The sequence below is a fragment of the Cupriavidus sp. GW822-FHT03E04 genome (genome assembly GCF_058801495.1).
The window spans coordinates 257,531-271,803 of record NZ_JBXANI010000001.1 but is presented as its reverse complement, the minus strand read 5'-3'; the positions used below and the strand labels follow the sequence as shown (position 1 = coordinate 271,803).

Annotated in this window: 16 protein-coding genes; 12 read left to right on the top strand and 4 right to left on the bottom strand. The window is 64.7% G+C overall.

Annotated elements, in window-relative coordinates; all coding sequences use genetic code 11:
* Positions 1–29 precede the first annotated feature (29 nt).
* The 7 genes from AC1RQC_RS01185 to AC1RQC_RS01155 all read left to right on the top strand — a co-directional run bounded on the left by AC1RQC_RS01185 (position 30) and on the right by AC1RQC_RS01155 (position 5,758).
* Positions 30–557, top strand: a complete 528-nt coding sequence (locus AC1RQC_RS01185) for an OmpH/Skp family outer membrane protein (protein WP_492371705.1) — start codon at positions 30–32, stop codon at positions 555–557.
* Positions 558–591: 34 nt separating this feature from the next.
* On the top strand, positions 592–1,698 hold the full coding sequence (gene lpxD / locus AC1RQC_RS01180; protein ID WP_492882303.1) for a UDP-3-O-(3-hydroxymyristoyl)glucosamine N-acyltransferase: 1,107 nt from the start codon (positions 592–594) through the stop codon (positions 1,696–1,698).
* Positions 1,695–2,144: a 3-hydroxyacyl-ACP dehydratase FabZ gene (gene fabZ / locus AC1RQC_RS01175; protein WP_150983486.1), complete on the top strand. Its 450-nt coding sequence runs from the start codon at positions 1,695–1,697 to the stop codon at positions 2,142–2,144. The genes lpxD and fabZ overlap by 4 nt, the downstream gene beginning before the upstream one ends.
* 101 nt (positions 2,145–2,245) lie before the next feature.
* Positions 2,246–3,049 carry an acyl-ACP--UDP-N-acetylglucosamine O-acyltransferase gene (lpxA, locus tag AC1RQC_RS01170; RefSeq protein WP_492371707.1) on the top strand — a complete coding sequence of 268 codons (804 nt, stop codon included), beginning with the start codon at positions 2,246–2,248 and terminating at the stop codon, positions 3,047–3,049.
* A 14-nt stretch (positions 3,050–3,063) separates the two neighbouring features.
* Complete coding sequence (gene lpxB, locus AC1RQC_RS01165) at positions 3,064–4,269, top strand: lipid-A-disaccharide synthase (protein ID WP_492371708.1); 1,206 nt, start codon at positions 3,064–3,066, stop codon at positions 4,267–4,269.
* Complete coding sequence (rnhB, locus tag AC1RQC_RS01160) at positions 4,269–4,979, top strand: ribonuclease HII (RefSeq protein ID WP_492371709.1); 711 nt, start codon at positions 4,269–4,271, stop codon at positions 4,977–4,979. The genes lpxB and rnhB overlap by 1 nt, the downstream gene beginning before the upstream one ends.
* Positions 4,976–5,758, top strand: coding sequence for a TrmH family RNA methyltransferase (locus tag AC1RQC_RS01155; RefSeq protein ID WP_416048775.1), 783 nt, complete (start codon positions 4,976–4,978; stop codon positions 5,756–5,758). The genes rnhB and AC1RQC_RS01155 overlap by 4 nt, the downstream gene beginning before the upstream one ends.
* A 61-nt stretch (positions 5,759–5,819) precedes the next feature.
* Here the strand turns inward: AC1RQC_RS01155 and ppsR are convergent, their stop codons facing one another.
* Positions 5,820–6,731: a posphoenolpyruvate synthetase regulatory kinase/phosphorylase PpsR gene (gene ppsR / locus AC1RQC_RS01150; protein WP_301542523.1), complete on the bottom strand. Its 912-nt coding sequence runs from the start codon at positions 6,729–6,731 to the stop codon at positions 5,820–5,822.
* A 268-nt stretch (positions 6,732–6,999) separates the two neighbouring features.
* Here ppsR and ppsA point away from each other — a divergent pair, with 268 nt between their 5' ends.
* The 3 genes from ppsA to AC1RQC_RS01135 all read left to right on the top strand — a co-directional run bounded on the left by ppsA (position 7,000) and on the right by AC1RQC_RS01135 (position 10,984).
* Positions 7,000–9,384: a phosphoenolpyruvate synthase gene (gene ppsA, locus AC1RQC_RS01145; protein WP_492371710.1), complete on the top strand. Its 2,385-nt coding sequence runs from the start codon at positions 7,000–7,002 to the stop codon at positions 9,382–9,384.
* Positions 9,385–9,541: 157 nt separating this feature from the next.
* Positions 9,542–9,967, top strand: coding sequence for an NfeD family protein (locus AC1RQC_RS01140; RefSeq protein ID WP_492882302.1), 426 nt, complete (start codon positions 9,542–9,544; stop codon positions 9,965–9,967).
* Between the two features lie 84 nt (positions 9,968–10,051).
* The gene (locus AC1RQC_RS01135) at positions 10,052–10,984 is read left to right on the top strand and encodes an SPFH domain-containing protein (protein ID WP_459371101.1); all 933 of its coding nucleotides are present in this window, start codon (positions 10,052–10,054) and stop codon (positions 10,982–10,984) included.
* A 75-nt stretch (positions 10,985–11,059) separates the two neighbouring features.
* Here the strand turns inward: AC1RQC_RS01135 and smpB are convergent, their stop codons facing one another.
* Entirely contained in the window at positions 11,060–11,512 is a 453-nt protein-coding gene (gene smpB, locus AC1RQC_RS01130; RefSeq protein ID WP_006164727.1) for an SsrA-binding protein SmpB, read from the bottom strand.
* A gap of 239 nt (positions 11,513–11,751) precedes the next feature.
* On the opposite strand from smpB, the gene AC1RQC_RS01125 reads away from it, so the two are divergent.
* Together AC1RQC_RS01125 and AC1RQC_RS01120 are read left to right on the top strand one after the other, a co-directional pair.
* Positions 11,752–12,189, top strand: coding sequence for a type II toxin-antitoxin system RatA family toxin (locus AC1RQC_RS01125; RefSeq protein WP_150983478.1), 438 nt, complete (start codon positions 11,752–11,754; stop codon positions 12,187–12,189).
* Positions 12,182–12,529: an RnfH family protein gene (locus tag AC1RQC_RS01120; protein WP_492371712.1), complete on the top strand. Its 348-nt coding sequence runs from the start codon at positions 12,182–12,184 to the stop codon at positions 12,527–12,529. The genes AC1RQC_RS01125 and AC1RQC_RS01120 overlap by 8 nt, the downstream gene beginning before the upstream one ends.
* A gap of 29 nt (positions 12,530–12,558) precedes the next feature.
* On the opposite strand, the gene AC1RQC_RS01115 is transcribed toward AC1RQC_RS01120, so the two are convergent.
* Together AC1RQC_RS01115 and AC1RQC_RS01110 are read right to left on the bottom strand one after the other, a co-directional pair.
* Positions 12,559–13,128: a DUF4124 domain-containing protein gene (locus tag AC1RQC_RS01115; RefSeq protein WP_492371713.1), complete on the bottom strand. Its 570-nt coding sequence runs from the start codon at positions 13,126–13,128 to the stop codon at positions 12,559–12,561.
* Positions 13,129–13,246: 118 nt separating this feature from the next.
* Positions 13,247–14,215 (bottom strand): DMT family transporter, encoded by a 969-nt coding sequence (locus tag AC1RQC_RS01110; protein ID WP_150983476.1) that lies wholly within the window; start codon positions 14,213–14,215, stop codon positions 13,247–13,249.
* Positions 14,216–14,273: the final 58 nt, after the last annotated feature.

The following is a 14,273-nucleotide window of genomic DNA, read 5'->3' as shown; positions in this document are numbered from 1 at the left end:
TAGAAGATAGAAGATTGAGGAACGGATTCATGAAAACAACATTCCCACTGATCAAAAGCCTGACGGCGGCTGCGCTGACGGTTGGTGCGCTGCTGGCAGCCGCGCCCGCCACGGCGCAGGAAGCGCGCATCGCCGCGGTCAATTCCGAGCGTATCCTGCGTGATTCGGTGCCTGCCAAGCAGGCCCAGGTCAAGCTGGAACAGGAGTTCTCCAAGCGCGACCGCGAGTTGCAGGACATGGCCCAGAAGATCAAGGGCATGGCCGACAAGCTCGACAAGGACACCGCCGTGCTGGCCGATGCCGACCGCCAGCGCCGTCAACGCGAAGTGGCCGATCTCGATCGCGAATTCCAGCGCAAGCAACGTGAATTCCGCGAGGACCTGAACCAGCGCCGCAATGAGGAACTGGCCCAGGTGCTCGAGCGCGCCAACCGCGTGATCCGTCAGCTTGCGGAGCAGCGCAAGTACGACCTGATCGTGCAAGAGGCCGTGTACGTCAATCCTCGCATCGACATTACCGACGATGTGATGAAAGCGTTGAACGCCGGCAGCAAGTAAGCTGCCAGTTTTCGCCGTCCAAGGAAGTACTGCCATGCAAACACCCACACTGGGTCAGCTCGCCACCGATACCGGCGCGCAGGTTGTGGGTGATCCCGACCTCGCCGTGCGCGGCCTCGCGCCGCTCGACCAGGCCGGTCCCGACCAGCTCTCGTTTCTCTCGAATCCCCTGTACCTGCCGCAGGCGCTGGCCTCCGGCGCCGGCGCCGTGATTGTGTCGGCGACCGACCTGGAGCGCATTCGCGCCGAAGGGCAGGCCGACGGCCGCAACTGGCTGGTGGCACGCAATCCCTACGTGTGCTTTGCGCGAATCGCGCAGGGGTTCGATCGCCGCGCCAATACCGACCACCGTACCGGCATCGACCCGCGCGCCAGCGTGGCGCCCGATGCCGTGGTGCCGGCGTCCTGCTTTATTGGCCCCAACGTGGTGATCGAGAGTGGGGCCCGGCTAGGCGAGCGGGTGCGTATCCTGGCCAACGGCTTTGTCGGCGCCGGGGCGCAGATTGGCGATGACACGCTGATCTACGCCAATGTCTCGATCTATCACCAATGCGTGGTGGGCATGAGGTGCATACTGCACAGCGGTGTGGTGCTGGGGGCGGATGGCTTCGGCTTTGCCCCGGACATTGGCCCGGCTGGCGTCGAGTACGTCAAGATTCCCCAGACCGGCCGCGCTGTGCTGGGCAATGACGTCGAGGTCGGCGCCAATACCGCCATCGACCGCGGCGCCATGGCCGACACGGTCATCGAGGACGGCTGCAAGCTCGACAACCAGGTACAGATCGCGCATAACGTGCGGGTGGGCGCGCATACTGTGATCGCGGGATGCGCAGCGATTGCCGGCAGTACCAAGGTCGGGCGCTTCTGCGTGATCGGGGGGTCTGCCAACTTTGCCGGCCACCTGAACATTGCCGACCGCACCACGGTGTCCGGTGGCACTTCGATCACTAAATCCATTTCCAAGCCCGGCGGGCATTTCACCAGCGTGTTCCCGGTCCAGCCGCATGGCGAGTGGGAACGCACCGCAGCCACCTTGCGAGGCCTGAGCAAATTGCGCGATCGCGTGATCCAGCTCGAGAAGCGCTTGCAAGGGCAGGACGCCGGCAAATCTATCCAGCATACCGAAGAGAAAAAACCATGAACGCCGTCGATATCGACATCCGCAAGATCCTCAAGCTGCTGCCGCATCGTTACCCGTTCCTGATGGTAGACCGCGTGCTTGAACTGGAGCCGCAAAAGCGTATCAAAACGCTGAAGAACGTCACCATGAACGAGCCGTACTTCCAGGGCCATTTCCCGGGTCACCCCGTAATGCCGGGTGTGATGATCCTCGAAGCGCTGGCGCAGTCGGCCGGCTTGCTGACCTTCGGCGAAGACGTAGAGCGCAAGGAAGACTCGCTGTATTACTTGGTCGGCATCGACGGCGCGCGCTTCAAGCAGGTCGTGACGCCGGGCGACCAGCTGCACATGACGGTATCTGTCGAGCGCTATATCCGCGGCATCTGGAAGTTCAAGGCATTTGCCACCGTCGACGACAAGGTGGCTTGTGAAGCTGAGTTGATGTGCACCGTCAAACAAGCCGACTAAGAAACCTGCCTTCGGGGCTACGCCCTGGGCAGGTCTTGGACGTATTTGGCTCACTGTGTTGACCGTTCAATCTTTTCATCTCAGACCATAGGACAGGACGCATGACGCAAATCCATCCCAGCGCACTGGTTGACCCGAAGGCCGAGCTTGCAGCCGACGTGACCGTCGGGCCGTTTTCCATCGTGGGTCCCAACGTGCGCCTTGGCAGCGGTACCCAGGTGGGCGCGCATACCACCATCGAAGGGCATACCACCGTTGGCGCGGATAACCGCATCGGGCCTTACGCTTCGGTGGGCGGCACGCCGCAGGACATGAAGTACCGCAACGAGCCGACCCGGCTTGTGATCGGTGATCGCAATACCATTCGCGAATTCACCACCATCCACACCGGCACGGTGCAGGACCAGGGCGTGACCAGCATCGGCGACGACAACTGGATCATGGCCTACGTGCACATCGCGCACGATTGCCAGGTGGGCAATCACACGGTGTTCTCCAGCAACGCGCAGATCGCCGGCCACGTGCAGGTGGGCGACTGGGCCATTCTTGGCGGGATGAGCGGGGTGCACCAGTTCGTGCGCATCGGCGCGCACGCCATGCTGGGCGGCGCCTCTGCCCTGGTGCAGGACCTGCCGCCGTTCGTGATCGCCGCTGGCGACAAGGGCGGCAATAAGGCTACGCCGCACGGCATCAACGTGGAAGGCATGCGCCGCCGTGGCTTTGACGCCGCGCAGATCGCGGCCCTGCGCCAGGCTTACAAGGTACTGTACAAGTCCGACCTGAGCTTTGAAGCCGCCCGCAACGAGATCGCGCAACTGATTGCGCAGGCCGAAGGCACCGCCACGGCTGCGTTGCAGGATTTCCTCGACTTCATTGCCGCCACGCAGCGCGGCATTGTGCGCTGAAGCCGGATACAGCCATGGTCGACGGTGTCCTACCGGCCATGGAGGCCACGCCGGTTGCGGCGGGTGCGGGCAATCGCGGCACCATTGCCATGGTGGCTGGCGAGAACTCCGGCGACCTGCTTGCCTCCCTGCTGATGGGCGGGCTCAAGGCCCGCCTCGGTGAAGTGAGTTATGCCGGCATTGGCGGCCCCCGCATGATGGCGCAGGGGTTCGAGTCGCAATGGCCGATGGACACCCTCTCGGTCAACGGCTACGTGGAGGTGCTGGGCTCGCTGCGCGAGATTCTCGCCACGCGCCGCGCCATCAAGGAAAAGCTGCTGGCGCAGCCGCCGCTGTGCTTCATCGGCGTGGACGCGCCGGATTTCAACTTCGGGCTCGAAGTGCCACTGCGCCGTGCCGGCATTCCGGTGGTGCACTTCGTCAGCCCGTCGATCTGGGCCTGGCGCGGCGGGCGCATCCGCACCATCGCGCGCGCGGTCGACCACATCCTGTGCCTGTTTCCGTTCGAGCCGGAGATCTACGCCCGCGCCGGGATTCCCGCCACCTATGTGGGCCATCCGCTGGCCGACGTGATCCCGATGGTGCCGGACACGCAGGGCGCCCGCGAGAAGCTTGGCCTGCCGGCCGGGCCGCGCGTGGTGGCCGTGCTGCCCGGTAGCCGGCAGTCCGAGGTGCGCAACCTGGGCGCGACTTTCTTCGCGGCCATGGCGCGCATGCACAGCATGGACGGCAATCTCGCCTTTGTGCTGCCGGTTGCCAGCGCGCCGCTGCGAGAGATCGTCGCGGGCCTGCACCAGCAGTATCCGCAGATCCCGCTGACCGTCGTCGACGGGCAGTCTCACCTGGCCATGGAAGCCGCCGACGTGATCCTGCTGGCTAGCGGTACCGCCACGCTGGAGGCCGCGCTGTACAAGAAGCCCATGGTGATTTCGTACAAGGTGCCCTGGCTGACCGCGCAGATCATGAAGCGGCAGGGTTATCTGCCGTATGTGGGCCTGCCCAACATCCTGTCCGGGCGTTTTGTCGTGCCCGAGTTGTTGCAGGATGACGCCACGCCCGAGGCATTGGCGCGCGAGACGCTGCTGCAGTTGAACGACGAAGGCAATACCGCGTTCCTGCGGGACCATTTCACCCAGATGCACCAGACGCTTAAACGCAATACCGCCGAGATCGCTTCGGCCGTGGTCGCCGACCTGATCCGGCAGCGGAGGGGCGTGTAATGGCGCGCCGACCCACAGCCACCGCGAAGGGCGATGCGGCCCAGCTCGGCTTTGACCTGGCCGGCACCGCCGCGCAGGCACGCCACTTGTGCGGCGTGGACGAAGCGGGCAGGGGCCCGCTGGCCGGCCCGGTCTATGCCGCCGCCGTGGTGCTGGATCCGGCCCGCCCGATCCAGGGCCTGGCGGACTCCAAGGTGCTGACCGCGCGCCGCCGCGAGGCGCTGTTCGACGAGATTCGCGAGCGCGCCCTGGGCTGGCATATCGCCCAGGCTTCGGTGGAAGAAATCGACACGATCAACATCCTGCATGCCACCATGCTGGCCATGCAGCGTGCCGTGCATGGCCTGGCTGATTCCGGCCTGGAGCCGGACCTGGTGCAGGTCGACGGCAACCGCTGCCCGCAGGTGCGCTTTGCGGTCGAGGCCATCGTGAAAGGCGATGCCAAGGTGCAGGCCATCTCGGCGGCTTCCATCCTCGCCAAGGTGGCGCGAGACCGCGAGTTGCTGGTGCTGCATGCCGCATACCCGCAGTACGGCTTCGATGCCCACGCCGGTTACGGCACGCCGCAGCACCTGGCCGCGCTCACCGAGTTCGGCGCCACGCCGCACCACCGGCGCTCGTTTGCGCCCGTGCGCGAAGCCATCGCGATGGGGCGGATCGCGCCCGTGGCCGCCATCCCGGCGCCAGCATTCCCGGAGCCGCTACAGTGAAACACGTCACGTCGCGCGAAAACGCGCTGTTCAAGCACCTCAAGGCACTGACTGGTTCCACGCATGCACGCCGCAAGGCGGGGCAGTCGGTGCTGGATGGCGTGCACCTGGCGCAAGCCTACCTGGACGCGCTGGGCCAGCCGGTGCAGTGCGTGGTGTCGGAGCGGCACTACGATCATGCCGAGGTGGCGCAGCTGCTCAGGCAGATTGAGCCCGAGCGCGTGGTCCTGCTGGCGGATGCCTTGTTCGATCTGATCGCCGGCGTGGTCAACGGCATCGACCTGATGCTGGTCATCGATACGCCCTCCGGCCACTTGCCGTCGCATATCGACACCGATTGCATCATCCTGGACGGCGTCCAGGATGCCGGCAACGTCGGCTCTATCCTGCGCAGCGCTGCGGCCGCAGGCATCCAGCACGCCTTCCTCGTCACGGGCAGCGCCTTCGCCTGGTCCACCAAGACCCTGCGGGCCGCCATGGGCGCCAATTTCCACCTGAACATTGTCGAGCACTGCACGCTCGACATGCTGGCGCCGCGCCTGGCGGTGCCGCTGCTGGCCACGTCCTCGCACGCGCAGGCAGCCGTGTTCGACACCGATCTGCGCGCACCTGTAGGCTGGGTGGTCGGCAATGAAGGCGCGGGCGTGAGCCCGGAATGGATGGCCAAGGTCAGCCGCACGGTGGGCATTCCCCAGCCGGGCGGGCTGGAATCGCTGAATGTGGCGGCCGCGACGGCGATCTGCCTGTTCGAAGCGGTGCGGCAGCGCCGCCCTGGTTAAGCCTGCCACCACTTCGCCGCACTGACGGGCCTGCGCGCCCGCCGCGCGGCGTCAGCCTGACTCAATAGTTGCTGTCGCGGTCCACCTTGATCTCCTGCAGGATCGTGGTGGCGATCTCTTCGATCGACTTGTGGGTGGACGACAGCCACTTGATGCCCTCGCGGCGCATCATGGCCTCGGCCTCGTTGACCTCGTAGCGGCAGTTTTCCGGCGCAGCGTACTTGCTGCCCGGGCGCCGCTCATTGCGGATCTCGGCCAGGCGCTGCGGGTTGATCGACAGCCCGAAGATCTTGCTCTTGAACGCGTAGAGTGCGGTAGGCAGCTTGCCGCGCTCGAAGTCGTCGGGAATCAACGGGTAATTGGCCGCCTTCAGCCCGTACTGCATGGCCAGGTAAAGGCTGGTCGGGGTCTTGCCGCTGCGCGACACGCCCACCAGGATGATGTCGGCCTCGGCCAGGTTCTTGTGCGACTGGCCATCGTCATGCGCGAGCGAGAAGTTGATCGCCTCGATGCGGTTCTGGTAGGCCTCGGTGTCCGCGTTCTGGTGAAAACGTCCGATCGCATGGGTGGACTTCAGCCCGAGTTCCTTTTCCAGCGGCTCGATAAAGGTCTGGAACATGTCCAGGATCATGGCCTTGGCGCGGCGGATCGCCTTGTTCGACTCCTGGTTGACCAGGGTGGTGAAGACGATGGGCTGCACGCCTTCCGCGTAGAAGGCCTCGTTGATCTTGCCCACCGCGATGTGCGCTTTTTCGGGCGTGTCGACGAACGGCATGCGCACCTTGCGGAAACGCATCTCGAACTGGGCCAGGATCGAGTGGCTGAAGGTCTCGGCGGTAATGCCGGTGCCATCGGAGACGATAAAGACCGTGCGGATGGCGGGGCGCTCCTCCTCCTTACGCGGTTCCTGGGGGTGCTGCGGCGCAAGGGGCGCGGCGGGAGCGTCGGGCTGGGGAGCGTCGGGGAGGGACATGTATGGACAATTATTTTTGAATCCGCGTTCCGCGAAAGTGCGGTGCGGCACGGTAGAATAGCGGCGATCTTTTCGCTAAGCAATTCCGCCAGCGCTGTTGGCACAACGATTCGGCCACGAATTGTCAACAATGTGCGCTGCAGCAATCACGATCGCACACCGATTGTGAGCCGCTGGGGCTGTTTAGCCAAGCGATCCGTCCGGTAGCAGAACTCCAACAATATTCCGGGCGTCAGCAACAGGTTTCTTACTTTGTTTTGAGGCTTTTATGAACAACCCGGCAATTGACGGCGCATACCTGCTGCCGTTCGAGCAGTTGCGCAAGGAAGATGTGGAAACCGTGGGCGGCAAGAACTCGTCGCTCGGCGAGATGATCTCGCAGCTGGCCGAAGCTGGCGTGCGTGTGCCCGGCGGCTTTGCCACCACTTCGCTGGCTTTCCGCGACTTCCTCGCTCATAGCAACCTGACCCAACGCATTTCCGATCGCCTGAAGGCCCTCAACGTCGACGACGTCAAGGCCCTGGCCGAAGCCGGTGCCGAGATCCGCAGCTGGGTCGTCGAAGCGCCGTTCCAGCCCCGCCTGGAAAAGGAAATCCGCGAGTTCTACGCGCGTGCCGAGGAGCGCGAAGGCGCCGAGGCTTCGTTCGCCGTGCGTTCGTCGGCGACCGCCGAAGACCTGCCGGATGCATCGTTCGCCGGCCAGCAGGAGTCGTACCTCAACGTCAGCGGCATTGACGATGTGCTGGACAAGATCCGCCACGTGTTCGCCTCGCTGTACAACGACCGCGCCATTTCCTATCGCGTGCACAAGGGCTTCGCGCACGACATCGTCGCGCTGTCCGCCGGCGTGCAGCGCATGGTGCGCTCGGATGTGGGCGCCGCAGGCGTGATGTTCACCATCGACACCGAATCCGGCTTCCCCGATGTCGTCTTCATCACCTCCAGCTACGGCCTGGGCGAAACGGTGGTGCAGGGCGCGGTCAACCCGGACGAGTTCTACGTCTTCAAGCCCACGCTGCAAGCGGGCAAGTACCCCATCATCCGCCGCTCGATCGGCTCCAAGCTGATCAAGATGGAATTCACCGCGCCGGGCGAAGCCGGCCGCGTCAAGACCGTCGACGTGCCCATCGAACTGCGCAACCGCTACTCCATCACCGACGCCGATGTGTCGGAGCTGGCCAAGTACGCGATGATCATCGAGAAGCACTACGGCCGCCCGATGGACATCGAGTGGGGCAAGGACGGCCGCGACGGCAAGATCTACATCCTGCAGGCCCGCCCGGAAACGGTGAAGAGCCAGTCCGCCGGCAAGGCAGAGCAGCGCTTCAAGCTCAAGGGCACCGCGCCCGTGCTGACCAGCGGCCGCGCTATCGGCCAGAAGATCGGCACCGGCCGTGTCCGTGTGATCAATGACCCGTCCGAAATGGAGCGCGTGCAGCCCGGCGACGTGCTGGTTGCCGACATGACCGATCCCAACTGGGAACCGGTGATGAAGCGCGCCGCCGCCATCGTGACCAACCGCGGCGGCCGTACCTGCCACGCGGCCATCATCGCGCGCGAGCTGGGCGTGCCCGCCGTGGTCGGCTGCGGCGACGCCACCGACCTGCTCAAGGACGGCACGCTGGTGACGGTGTCGTGCGCCGAGGGCGATGAAGGCCGCATCTACGACGGCTTGCTGGAAACCGAGGTCACCGAAGTGCAGCGCGGCGAAATGCCGGAGATCGACGTCAAGATCATGATGAACGTCGGCAACCCGCAACTGGCCTTCGACTTCTGCCAGATCCCGAACCAGGGTGTTGGCCTGGCCCGCCTCGAGTTCATCATCAACAACAACATCGGTGTCCACCCGAAGGCCATCCTCGACTACCCGCAAGTCGATGCCGACCTGAAGAAGGCCGTGGAAAGCGTGGCCCGTGGCCATGCCAGCCCGCGTGCGTTCTACGTGGACAAGCTGGCTGAAGGCATCGCCACCATCGGCGCGGCGTTCTACCCGAAGCCCGTCATCGTGCGCCTGTCGGATTTCAAGTCCAACGAGTACAAGAAGCTGATCGGCGGCTCGCGCTACGAGCCGGACGAAGAAAACCCCATGCTGGGTTTCCGTGGCGCCTCGCGCTACATCTCCGAAGACTTTGCCGAAGCCTTCGAGATGGAATGCAAGGCCATGAAGCGCGTGCGCGACGACATGGGCCTGACCAACGTCGAGATCATGGTGCCGTTCGTGCGCACGCTCGGCCAGGCCGAGAAGGTCATCGGCCTGCTGGCCAAACACGGACTGAAGCGCGGCGAGAACGGCCTGCGCGTCATCATGATGTGCGAAGTGCCGTCCAACGCCATCCTGGCTGAAGAGTTCCTGCAGTACTTCGATGGCTTCTCGATCGGCTCGAACGACTTGACCCAGCTCACGCTGGGCCTGGACCGGGACTCCGGCATGGAGCTGCTGGCCAAGGACTTCGACGAACGCGACCCGGCCGTCAAGTTCATGCTGTCGCGCGCTATCTCTACCGCGCTGCGCCTGGACAAGTACGTTGGCATTTGCGGCCAAGGCCCCTCGGACCACCCGGACTTTGCGCTGTGGCTGGCCAAGGAAGGCATCAAGTCGATCTCGCTGAATCCGGATTCGGTGGTCGATACCTGGAAGCAACTGGCTTCCTGAGGCATTTGACGTCACAATAGCGGTACACCGGCCCTGCGCCAGGTGTTCCGAACCCCCGCAGGCGCCCTGGCGCTGCGGGGGTTTTTTGTTTTGGCCGTGGCCAGGACAAACGTAGGTAAGCACGTAAGCAAGTAAGCAGTTAAGCAAGGAGGCAAAGATGGCGCCGTACTACATCTGGTTTGCGCTGGCCGCGGTGCTGGTGATCGCGGAACTGGGCCTCGGCACCTTGTATTTGCTGATGGTGGCGCTGGGCGCCGCGGCGGGTGGCCTGGGTGCGCTGGCCGGGCTTGGCGCAGCCGCCCAGACCCTGCTGGCGGCGCTGGTGGCGCTAGCCGGCTTTGTCGCGCTGCGGCGCTCCCGCTATGGGCGCGTGAGGCGCGATGCGGCGGAGCGCGATCCCAACGTCAACCCGGACATCGGCCAGGAACTCGAGGTGTCGGCATGGGGCGACGCCGGGCGGGCACGCGTGCGTTACCGCGGCACCGACTGGGACGTGGAACTCCAGGCGGCCGGCCCGGCAGCGCCCGGGCGTTTTCGCATCGTCGAGGTGCGCGGCAACACGCTCTTCGTCAGCCCGCGATAGAGCAAGGTAGGGCGAGGCAGGGCGCGGCCTCGGTTTCCCCCGTTTTTTGCAGTTCGCTTTTCTCAACCCCGTCACGGAGGTCCCATGTTCGAATTCTTCGGCAGCCTGCTGCCCCTGCTGATCCTGGTCGCCGTCATCGTGCTGGTGGCGCAAAGCTTCAAGATCGTGCCGCAGCAACATGCCTGGGTGCTGGAACGTCTCGGCAAGTACCGCGCCACGCTGACGCCGGGGCTGACTGTCGTGCTGCCCTTCATCGATCGCGTGGCCTACAAGCATGTCCTGAAGGAAATCCCGCTCGATGTGCCGAGCCAGATCTGCATCACCAGGGACAACACGCAATTGCAGGTGGACGGCGTGTTGTATTTCCAGGTAACCGATCCGATGAAGGCATCCTACGGGTCCAGCAATTTCGTGGTGGCTATCACCCAGTTGTCGCAGACCACGCTGCGCTCGGTGATCGGCAAGCTGGAGCTGGACAAGACCTTCGAGGAGCGCGAGTACATCAACCACAGCGTGGTCAATGCGCTGGACGAGGCCGCCGCGAGCTGGGGCGTGAAGGTGCTGCGCTACGAGATCAAGGATCTCACGCCACCCAAGGAAATCCTGCATGCGATGCAGGCGCAGATTACCGCCGAGCGTGAAAAGCGCGCGCTGATCGCCGCGTCGGAAGGCAAGCGCCAGGAGCAGATCAACCTGGCCACGGGCGCGCGCGAGGCCGCCATCCAGAAGTCCGAAGGCGAGCGGCAGGCGGCCATCAACCGGGCACAGGGCGAGGCTTCGGCGATCCTGGCGGTGGCGGAGGCCAACGCGCAGGCCATCGAGAAGATCGGGCATGCCATCCGCACGGACGGTGGCATGGAGGCGGTGAACCTGAAGGTGGCCGAGGAGTACGTGAGCGCCTTCGGCAATCTGGCCAAGCAGGGCAACACGCTGATCGTGCCGGGCAACCTTGGCGACATGAGCACCATGATTGCGTCGGCGCTGCAGATCGTCAAAGGCCAGCAGAAGGGGGCTTGAAGCGAGGGGGCTTGAAGGAGAAGGCTTGCACAGAGCAGGCAGTCATGCGGCGTGCCGCCGGGCTGCCTTGGTCTTTTACTCCTTGCCCGCACCCTTCATGATGCGTGCCTTCTCCCGCTGCCAGTCGCGGTCCTTCTCGGTTTCGCGCTTGTCGAACATCTTCTTGCCCTTGGCCAGCCCGATCTCGCATTTGACGCGTCCGCGCGTGTAATGCAGGTTGAGCGGCACGATCGTGAAGCCGCGCTGCTCCACCTTGCCGATCAGGCGCTTGATCTCTTCTGCCTTGAGCAGCAGCTTGCGGGTGCGCACCGCGTCGGGCGAGATGTGGGTGGATGCGCTGTTCAGCGCGCTGATATGGGCGCCGATCAGGAACAGCTCGGCGTCGCGAATGACCACGTAGCCTTCCTTGATCTGCACGCGTCCCGCGCGGATCGCCTTGACTTCCCAGCCCTCGAGCACGATCCCCGCCTCATATCGCTCTTCGATGAAGTAGTCGAAAAAGGCTTTCTTGTTGTCTGCGATGGTCATGCGGTCCGGATAGTGGAAATGGAGATAAGTAAAACAAGCACCAAAAAACGTAGGGGAAAGACGCTGCAGGGCCGTGCAAGGCCGTCAGGCCGCGGTTTGGGCGCTATCGTGCGCGCCCGGGGTGCCGTCGGCGCGCGCGTGGGCTAAAATCGGGATTCTAGCAAACCGGCCCGCTCCGGTGGATTCCGCAGTGCGTCATGGCGCTGGCGGCGCCTGCGCGGGCCATGATTCCCCACTACATGGCAGACGTCCATAAATCCGTGCTGCTCGGCCATTCCGCCGAGCAGATGTACAACCTGGTCACGCAAGTCGAGGACTATCCCAAGTTCCTCCCCTGGTGCGGTGGCGTGGAGGTGTTCGAGCAGACCGAGACGATGCTCGACGCCAAGATCTACATCCACTTCAACGGCATCAAGCAGTATTTCCACACCCGCAATACGCAGGAGCGGCCCACCAAGATCGATATGGTGTTCGAGGATGGCCCCTTCAAGACCTTCAGCGGTTCCTGGCGCTTCACGCCGTTGCGCGAGGATGCCTGCAAGATCGAATTTCACCTGCATTACGAGTTTTCCAGCTTCCTGCTGGAGAAAATCATCGGGCCGGTGTTCAGCATGATCGCCAATACGTTTGTCGATGCGTTCGTCAAGCGTGCCGAAATGGTCTACGGCAATGGCTGAGCACGACGCCGGCACCGCGGCTCCGGTGCGCATCTCGGTTTGCTATGCCCGCCCAGGCGACGCCTTCCTGAAGGAGGTCGAGGTGCCCTTCGGCACCAGCATTGTCGCCGCGATCGCGGCCTCGGGCCTGCTGCAGGCTTGTCCCGAGGTGGATCCCGCCACCATGCGGGTCGGCATCTTCAGCAAGCTCAAGACGCCGGATACCCTGGTGCGGGCCGGCGACCGCGTCGAGGTCTATCGCCCGCTGGTGGCCGATCCCCAGTCGGCCCGTAACCGGCGCGTGCAAAAGACCCGCAAGGGCGGCACGCGCGAAGGGCAGAAATGGCTGCGTGGCGGCTGACAGGCCCCGGCGCGGAGCTGCGCACGCGCTCAGACGCAGTTTTGTGCGAGCGCGGCGTTGACGCGTTGCAATTCGGCTTGCCGCTCGTCATCGTTCAATTGCTGCGGCGAGCCATCTGGCGCTGACACGGCAATGCGGCGGTTCTGCTGCAGGGAAGTCGCATAGTTGCGCGATTGCGCGCAGCGCACCTGGCGCTCCTGCGCGGCCAGGTCCTTGGCGGCCTGGTCCGCTTCGGCCTTTGCCTGCGCGGCGCGGCGTTTCTCGAAGGCTTCCTCGGCACTTGCCATGGACTCGGCTTTCACACTGCCATTGCCCTTTGCGCCCGGCGCCGGCGCAGCCTGGGTGGCGGCGGCAACGCCTGCAGGGCTGGTTGCAGCGGCTGGCGGCTCGACCGGGCGCAAGCTGCCGGCAAAGCGTCCAGGTGCCTTGATCACGCTGGCGGCAGGCACCGAGGGCGGCGGCGGCACGTCGCTGTAGACCATGCGGCCGCTGCCGTCGCGCCACTGCCATTGTGAATCCGCCTGGGCGGTGGCTGCCTGGCACAGGCAGGCGAGGGCGGCCAGCGTGGCGAGCTTGATGTGCGCGGTCGATCGTTTCATGGCTTAGCGTGTTGGGGCAGCCTGCGGTGAGAGTGCGTGCGGCAGCAGGGCGCACAGGGCTGGAACCCCGCTTTGCGAGTGACTCGTGCGCCCTTGGCTGACGGGATTGGCCGCTAGTTTAGGCAGACTTGTCGACAGCGTGCAAGCGAACCGACCAGGCCACGCCAATCATGAGCAACGCGATGGCCGCGATCTCCAGCGGGCGCGGCAGGCGATGGTCGAAGACAAAGCCGTACGCCAGCGCGAACAGCGTCTCGAATACGATCATTTGCCCCGAGAGCGTAAGTGGCAGGCGGCGGCTGGAGATATTCCAGAGGTTGTTGCCGATCAGTGACGCACCAAGCGCCACGGCCGCGTTGACCATCCAGAACCACTGCCAGTCGCGGCCGCCGCTGGCCGCATCCAGGCTGTCGCCGGCGACCAGCCAGCCCAGCAGTGCCAGCAGCGCAAGCACCACCGACACCACGCCGGTGGAGATGCCATACAGCGCGGACCATTCATTGCCGCTGTATTGCGGGTTGCGCTGCAGGTAGCGTGCGTTGTCGACCGCGTAGAGCGTCCAGCACACCAGCGCGCCGGCCGCGCACATCACGCCGGCCAGCCGTTGCCAGACCGTGCGCACCGCCTCGCCCGCGGCAGCGCCGTGCGCATGTCCGCCGCCGGCGAACAGGTCGATATTGATGCAGGCGATGCCGGCGGCCACCACCAGCAGCGGCCAGATCAGGCGCGACAGCGGCACGGCGCCATGGTCGCGCCGGCCCATGATGGTCACGGAGATGGGCAGGATGCCGATGATCAGCGAGGTGGGGCCCACGCCGGCCAGCTGCACGCCGAACGCCAGCAGCACGTAGTACAGCAGGTTGCCGGTGAAGGCCTGGCGCAGCAGCGCAAGGCAGTCTGCGCGCGTGAGCTTGCGCGCAATGCGCTTCATCAGCGGCAGCGCGGCGATGAAGGCGACCAGCCCATAGGCCAGGTAGCGGCCGATCGCGAGTTCCCAGGGGGAGAAGACGGGCAGCAGCTTGGGGGCGATAAACACCATGCCCCAGAAGGCGCCGGCCAGCAGGCCGCACAGTACGCCAATACCCATTGTGGCTTGCCTATCCCTGAAAAAAAGACAAAGAGCATAGCAGACTTGAACAAGGGCA